At 45.1% G+C, this 6,220-nt stretch carries 6 protein-coding genes and 1 tRNA gene; 3 read left to right on the top strand and 4 right to left on the bottom strand.

Annotated elements, in window-relative coordinates:
• Positions 1–144: 144 nt before the first annotated feature.
• A tRNA-Leu gene (locus tag MKHDV_RS10485) sits at positions 145–230 on the bottom strand.
• A gap of 362 nt (positions 231–592) precedes the next feature.
• Here MKHDV_RS10485 and MKHDV_RS10480 point away from each other — a divergent pair.
• The 3 genes from MKHDV_RS10480 to MKHDV_RS10470 all read left to right on the top strand — a co-directional run bounded on the left by MKHDV_RS10480 (position 593) and on the right by MKHDV_RS10470 (position 3,517).
• The gene (locus tag MKHDV_RS10480; protein WP_160715028.1) at positions 593–1,618 is read left to right on the top strand and encodes a DUF1786 domain-containing protein; all 1,026 of its coding nucleotides are present in this window, start codon (positions 593–595) and stop codon (positions 1,616–1,618) included.
• Between the two features lie 85 nt (positions 1,619–1,703).
• On the top strand, positions 1,704–2,996 hold the full coding sequence (locus tag MKHDV_RS10475) for a phenylacetate--CoA ligase family protein (RefSeq protein ID WP_160715026.1): 1,293 nt from the start codon (positions 1,704–1,706) through the stop codon (positions 2,994–2,996).
• Between the two features lie 23 nt (positions 2,997–3,019).
• Positions 3,020–3,517, top strand: a complete 498-nt coding sequence (locus tag MKHDV_RS10470; protein ID WP_254060457.1) for a DUF456 domain-containing protein — start codon at positions 3,020–3,022, stop codon at positions 3,515–3,517.
• A gap of 838 nt (positions 3,518–4,355) precedes the next feature.
• Here MKHDV_RS10470 and MKHDV_RS10465 read toward each other — a convergent pair.
• The 3 genes from MKHDV_RS10465 to MKHDV_RS10455 all read right to left on the bottom strand — a co-directional run bounded on the left by MKHDV_RS10465 (position 4,356) and on the right by MKHDV_RS10455 (position 6,206).
• Positions 4,356–4,502, bottom strand: coding sequence for a hypothetical protein (locus MKHDV_RS10465; protein WP_160715024.1), 147 nt, complete (start codon positions 4,500–4,502; stop codon positions 4,356–4,358).
• A gap of 16 nt (positions 4,503–4,518) precedes the next feature.
• Complete coding sequence (locus MKHDV_RS10460; protein ID WP_160715022.1) at positions 4,519–4,971, bottom strand: flavodoxin; 453 nt, start codon at positions 4,969–4,971, stop codon at positions 4,519–4,521.
• A 266-nt stretch (positions 4,972–5,237) separates the two neighbouring features.
• Positions 5,238–6,206, bottom strand: a complete 969-nt coding sequence (locus MKHDV_RS10455) for an RNA pseudouridine synthase (protein WP_160715020.1) — start codon at positions 6,204–6,206, stop codon at positions 5,238–5,240.
• Positions 6,207–6,220: the final 14 nt, after the last annotated feature.

Below are 6,220 nucleotides of genomic sequence, written 5' to 3'. Positions count from 1 at the left end.
TCTAAAAATATGTGATAGCAACGGTTGAATAACGTTGTCTCTATTTTTGAAGAGAAATGGAACGCAGCATTTTCGTGAAAAGTCTTGAGTAGAAAAAAAGCAAAAAAAAAGATCATACTTTCGTATGATCTTTTCCTAAGTGCATGGTGCCCAGGGGGAGACTCGAACTCCCACGGGCGTAGCCCACTACCCCCTCAAGATAGCGTGTCTACCAATTCCACCACCTGGGCACTTATTTGAACTTCGCTTACGCGTTGTTCTGAGGGGTGCGCTAAGGTGTTGTTCCTCAGCGCGGAAAAGTGTTTATGCGGAACGGCGGTGCTTTGCAAGCGTTTTTTTGTCTTTTTTGCATTTTTTAAAAAGGCATTTATATCTTGAAAAACATATTGTTAGTCTATGTAGCTGATTAAATAGTATGTTTGTAGTTCCTCATCTCTGAAGCACTTTTTAGGGATACACAAAATTTCTAGCTTTTTGTGATGCATGAAATTAGATACCTGAATGGTCTTGCATATCGAAGCGTAAAAAATGCTGTTTTTTGCAAGAGCAAGATTGCTTATCCTACGTTACATAACTCCATTGGAGCATTTATATGAAATCGACTCTCTTTCTTGATATTGGTAGCGGAACTCAGGACGTTTTGTATTACCGCGATGATGTTGAATTGGAAAATTGCAGTAAGTTTGTTCTGCCGTCTCCAGCAAAAATGATTGCAAAACGTATCATGGAGCTTACCAATGCCAAGCGTGATATTTATATGTTTGGCTCCAATATGGGGGGCGGTTTCTTTGGTGCAATGAAAAAGCATCTTGATGCAGGTCTTCATGTGGCTATTCATCCGGAAGCTGCTTACGCGTTGAACGATGATCCTAAACGTGTGGCAGCAATTGGCGTTACTATTTGTGATAGCTGTCCTTCCGACTACGTTCCTATTGAGCTTTGCGACTATAATGCGGGCTGGTGGAGTGCGTACCTCGGAATGGCAGGCTTGCCGAATCCAGATGAAGTGATCATAGCAGCTCAGGATCACGGTGTGCATGAGGACGAAGGAAATAGAATCGGTCGATTCCGTATGTGGAATGATCTTTTGACCCGTCATGAAGGCAATCCATATTCCTTACTATATAGAAAGCCTACCGCAGCTCTTACCCGACTTGCCACAATTCAGAAGGCAACCGGTGGTGGATGCGTAGCTGACAGTGCTTCGGCGGCAGTACTCGGTGCATTGTATGTTCCGGAAGTGGCGCAGCGTAGCTGGCGTACTGGCGTTACAGTTGTGAATGTCGGCAACAGTCATATCTCTGCTTTCCTCGTGTATCAGGAAAAAATTTACGGTGTCTATGAACACCACACAGGCATGTTGTCTAAGGAAGAGTTGATCCACGACTTAAAAGAATTTCGTCGAGGTTGGCTTACTGACGATATGGTGCGCGATGCTGGTGGTCATGGGTGTATGTACCTTGAATTACCGGATGAAGCTGAAGGGTTTTTCCCAACATACTTGCTTGGACCAAAGCGCTCGATTCTTGATGGGCAGGGCGTTATGATTGCTCCCGGTGGCGATATGATGCTCGCAGGATGCTTCGGCCTTCTTAAAGCATCACAGAATATTGAATAAAAATTGAATTTCGACAATGCCGAAATTGACATCATCAGTTAGCTACGTATAATCCCCCCTCATTTAGAGAATAAGGGGTTGTAGAATGGTATACTTTGATCCGGCAGAAGGTTGGTCACGGGAAGAAATCGAACAGGCACAAGTTGCCCGCTTACGCACAACTATAGCTCAGGCTGGCAAGGCTCCAGTTTATCGAAATAAATTCGATGAAATGGGAATTACGCCTGATTCAATTCAGAGTGTTGAAGATGTGCGCAAGCTGCCAGTTACCACTAAAGATGATCTCCGTGCCCAGTATCCGGATAAAATGAACACCGTTCCGCTAAAAGATATTGTGCGTATGCACGCATCCAGCGGTACAACAGGTTCTCCGACCGTTATTCATTACACGCAGAGTGACCTCGATAACTGGTCTGATCTCGTAGCCCGTTGTCTTCATATGGTGGGTGTTCGTGCAGAGCACGTATTCCAGAATATGACAGGGTACGGACTGTTCACCGGTGGTCTCGGCCTGCACTATGGTTCGGAGCGGTTAGGTTGTCTTACTATGCCTTCTGGGCCGGGTAATACAAAGCGTCAGTTCAAGTTGATGAAAGATTTCAACACGTATGCTGCGCACATTATTCCTTCCTATGCTCTATACTTGGGTGCAGCACTGCGCGACATGGGCATGACGCCGGATGATTTACCATTGGGTATTATTGTAACAGGTGCAGAACCGCATACGGAAGAAGCACGTCAGCGTATTGAAGAATTACTCGGTGCAAAGGCATACAACTCCTACGGTCTTTCAGAAATGAACGGACCGGGTGTAGCTTTTGAATGTACAGAACAGAATGGTATGCATATTTGGGAAGATGCTTTTCTTCCTGAAATTGTGAATCCCGATACATTAGAGCCTGTGGCGGATGGAGAAATTGGCGAGTTGCTTATGACAACCTTGTGCCGTAACGGCATGCCGATTATTCGTTACCGTACCAGAGACCTTACTCGATTTATTACTGACGAATGTCCTTGTGGCAGATTGCATAGACGCATTGATAGAATTCTAGGCCGTGCAGACGATATGCTTATTATTAAAGGGGTTAATATTTACCCTATGCAGATCGAACGCGTGCTTATGGAATTTGATGAAGTGGGTGAGAACTATGTAATTGAGCTTGAGCGTGAGAATTTTATAGACCAGTTGCGCGTAAAAGTGGAAATTAAAGATGAACACTTTGTAGATGACATGCGTGTACTGCAAGGGTTGCAACGTAAAATTGCCTCAAGGCTTTGTAGTGAAATTCTTATCACACCGCGTGTTGAAATTGTTCAGCATAATAGTCTGCCAAAATCAGAAGGCAAGGCGCAGCGAGTGGTAGATAAACGAGAATAAGGAATATTGAGTGGAAACAGTTTTTGCAGTTGTTTTTTACAGCTCTGATGGTCGCGTTTCTCGGCCTGCATTTTCTGAGCATGCCCGCAAACTTTTTGATTATGGGCATGCTAGTTTTATGGAAGTTCATGTATCCCGCAGAATCTGTGGATATGAACACCATGTTCTTTGTAATTACCGGCGGGCTTGTGTTGCTTGGTGAAGCACTCGAGTTTATTTCCCAGCTTGTGGGAGCCAAAAAATATGGCGGATCAAAGAAAGGGAACCTGGGCGGTATCATTGGTGCCATCTGTGGCGCTATTATCGGTGCTCCGTTTTTTTTCGGATTCGGTGCCCTTATCGGAGCCCTAGGCGGTTCATACGCAGGGTGTCTTGTTTTTGAAATTGCACATGGCAGAAATTTAAGCGAAGCCATGATCGCGTCAAAAGGCGCCTTTTATGGAAAGTCCCTTGGTATGAGCATTAAATTCGGCATCGGCGTATTCGTCGTTGTCTACGGTGCATCGTACATCTGGAACTAGCAATCTCTCTACGTAATAAAATGAAACAGGCTGTGGTTAACTCCACAGCCTGTTTTTTGTGGTTGAGTTTTTTTAATTGAGTTTGTCGTGTGTTGTGTATCGTAGTAATTGTTGTCTGCGACACTTTTTTATGTCTCCGACGGCTGGGCTGAAACTTTTTAAAAAAAGTTTCCCCCAGACCCGTTACACTCTCTTCGTCCGTAAAACTCGAAGACTCGTTAACGGTCAAAGGCCTTCAAAAATTTTTTACTATGCGATGAAATATACGCTGATAATGTTTTCACGCGGCTTAACTCCACTGACTTGATAAACAAAAAACGAGCTGTTCTAGGTATGTTGAACAGTTCGTTTTATTTCTCGAAAGGTAGTGGCGTATAAGCCGCGAGGGTACGTAAAAAACGTGCAGGCCTCGCAGATAAAAGTTTTAGGAGATTCTTAAGAAGCCCTTTACCAAAAGGGTTCTTAAGCCGCCGGAGGCAAGTCCCGCAATCCCGCTGATAGGCGGTCGCCGGAGGCTCGTCAAAGCCCCGCCGGAGGCAAAAGAAAAGCACCCCCGCGGGAGCAAGGGGTGCTAAAGTGCAGAGCTTGTGTAGCCGGAGAGCTGGTGCGCATCAGTGAAGAGACCGAGTTAATGCACCAGCTGAAGCTCCGGCTGGGGTAAGCCCAGCGTAGAAATTTGTATATGCTTGCTGTTACAGCATCAGATTTGCTGCTGCAATTTGCAAAGCTACGATAGTGGAGACAAAGGCAATTGTTTCAAAGATATTTCGCTTACTCATATCATGTCTCTTGTTTTGTAGAAGGGGGGAACAGGTGTAGCATTACCTGTTCCCCTTTTTTATGGGTTTTGTTCAATGTCATCATGCTGCGGGGTTTTGTCCGTGTATGGGGAAGGACGTTCAGTTTTAAGTATCCGTGTCTTCTTAAAGAAATTTCGGATTGCTTGCGCATGATGACAAGAGCTGATGCTTAGCGATTGATTCATAGGACACCCCTTTATGCTATGCGTTTAATTTAGCAATGAGGTCTTTTACCCATGCATCAATGTCTGCTTGTTCGGCCTTTGGATCACCGTCGATTTTGAGTGACTCGGCAAATACGGAAGCGCCTGCGTTTTTGCATGCTTCTTCAATTGCATCTACTGCGCCGCAATAATATTCGTAGCTGCTGTCGCCACAACCGAAGCAGGCGATATTTTTACCAGCAAGGTCAATGCCTTCGATTTCTTCGAATACGGGGATAAAATCATCCTGTAGTTCGATTTCATCATCACCCCACGTGGAACATCCAAGGCAGCAAAGATCATAGGCTTTAGCCAGGTCCGTAACTTTGATGTCTGCAACATCTTCAATGGTTACTTCGTGACCGCTTTGTTCCAGTGTACGTTGAATGCTTTCTGCAACGTATTCTGTGTTGCCTGTAGTTGAACCGTACGTAATGAATACTGATGCCATAATCTTGTCTCCTGTTTGGTTATGCTGCTGTATGGAAATACAACAGCTATCTACAGTAGACGTCGTATGTTTCGGGAGTTCTTGATGAATACAGACCGGACCGTCGTTGGGGAGACGGTCCGGTGGACTGTGAAGGAGTAATGGTGATGTGTAATTTCATATTTGTTTTCAGCCAACTATGTTCGGGTTGAATCCTTTATATTGAAATTGAAAATCTTTTTCAATTAAAAAATGCAATAAATTTATATTTTTTTATAACACACTGATTATTTAGTAGGAATTGATCCTTTCCATTGTTCCCATGCGTTCCATATTGGAGGACACATGGCAGAAAAGGAGCCAAGTTCTATTTGGTAGTGGTGAAGGTACATGGTCTGAGGTGCTATTTCAGCACATGGTTGAGGGGGGCCGTAGAGCGGGTCTCCGACGATGGGAAATCCTTGGGAAGCAATGTGAGCACGAATTTGGTGGCGCGCCCCTTTGCTTATTGCAGCCATAAGGAGCGTTGCTGAACTGGAAGGGGCGTCTGGAATAGTGGTTTCCAACAGGGGAAGAAACATTGTGTGACGAAGCGGGTCGGTATCTGCTTCGGGCAATACCTTTGTTACCTTGCGTTTTGCCATATCAAGCTTGTTGGTCACATGCAGGGGAGCGGGCACGGAGCCATGCACGAGAAGAATGTATATTTTTTCTACAGCACCGGCGTTTTCAATTTCTTTGAACATGGCTGCTGCGGCTTCTGACTTTGCAGCCATGACCATCCCCGAGGTCAGGCAATCGAGTCTGTTTACAAGGATAGGCAGCGGATCTTCAGACGTCGTGTGATGGGCAAACAGGGCTGGCAATTCCGCTTCGAGATTGGGTGAACTCTTTCCTGATATAGCTGCGGTATGTAGTCCGCCCGGCTTGTAAATTGCTGCAAAATGAGCATCTTCATGCACTATATGTAACTGCTTTTTAAGCTCTGCACTGTCGTCCGAAACGCACGCTTTCGTTGTGGAGGTCTCTTGTTTTATGCTTTTCGGAACTGTTTTTTCAACGAGCAGAATTTGATCACCAGTGGAGACCGAATACCCTTTTGAACGTGGGATACCGTTAACGAGAACCGTATGGGTTTCGAAAACTCTTCTGCGCACGCGCATACCGGATTCAGGAAGAAATAGAGAAAGTGCACCATCAAGGCGTGTGTTGTTCAACGTTTCCGGAACAGTCACTGTTGAGAGATTAGGTATCATATAATGTTGGGTGG

The sequence above is a fragment of the Halodesulfovibrio sp. MK-HDV genome, from assembly GCF_009914765.1.
In the GTDB taxonomy this organism is placed as follows: Bacteria; Desulfobacterota; Desulfovibrionia; order Desulfovibrionales; family Desulfovibrionaceae; genus Halodesulfovibrio.
Note: the sequence above shows the minus strand (reverse complement) of the source record. Positions and strands in the feature narration are given on the sequence as shown.

What these genes read in the sequence shown, in the direction of transcription:
- MKHDV_RS10475 (WP_160715026.1), top strand. Translation starts at nt 1,704, where the DNA reads ATGGTATACTTTGATCCGGCAGAAGGTTGGTCACGGGAAGAAATCGAA.
- MKHDV_RS10455 (WP_160715020.1), bottom strand. Translation starts at nt 6,206, where the DNA reads ATGATACCTAATCTCTCAACAGTGACTGTTCCGGAAACGTTGAACAAC.
- MKHDV_RS10465 (WP_160715024.1), bottom strand. Translation starts at nt 4,502, where the DNA reads ATGAATCAATCGCTAAGCATCAGCTCTTGTCATCATGCGCAAGCAATC.
- MKHDV_RS10480 (WP_160715028.1), top strand. Translation starts at nt 593, where the DNA reads ATGAAATCGACTCTCTTTCTTGATATTGGTAGCGGAACTCAGGACGTT.
- MKHDV_RS10460 (WP_160715022.1), bottom strand. Translation starts at nt 4,971, where the DNA reads ATGGCATCAGTATTCATTACGTACGGTTCAACTACAGGCAACACAGAA.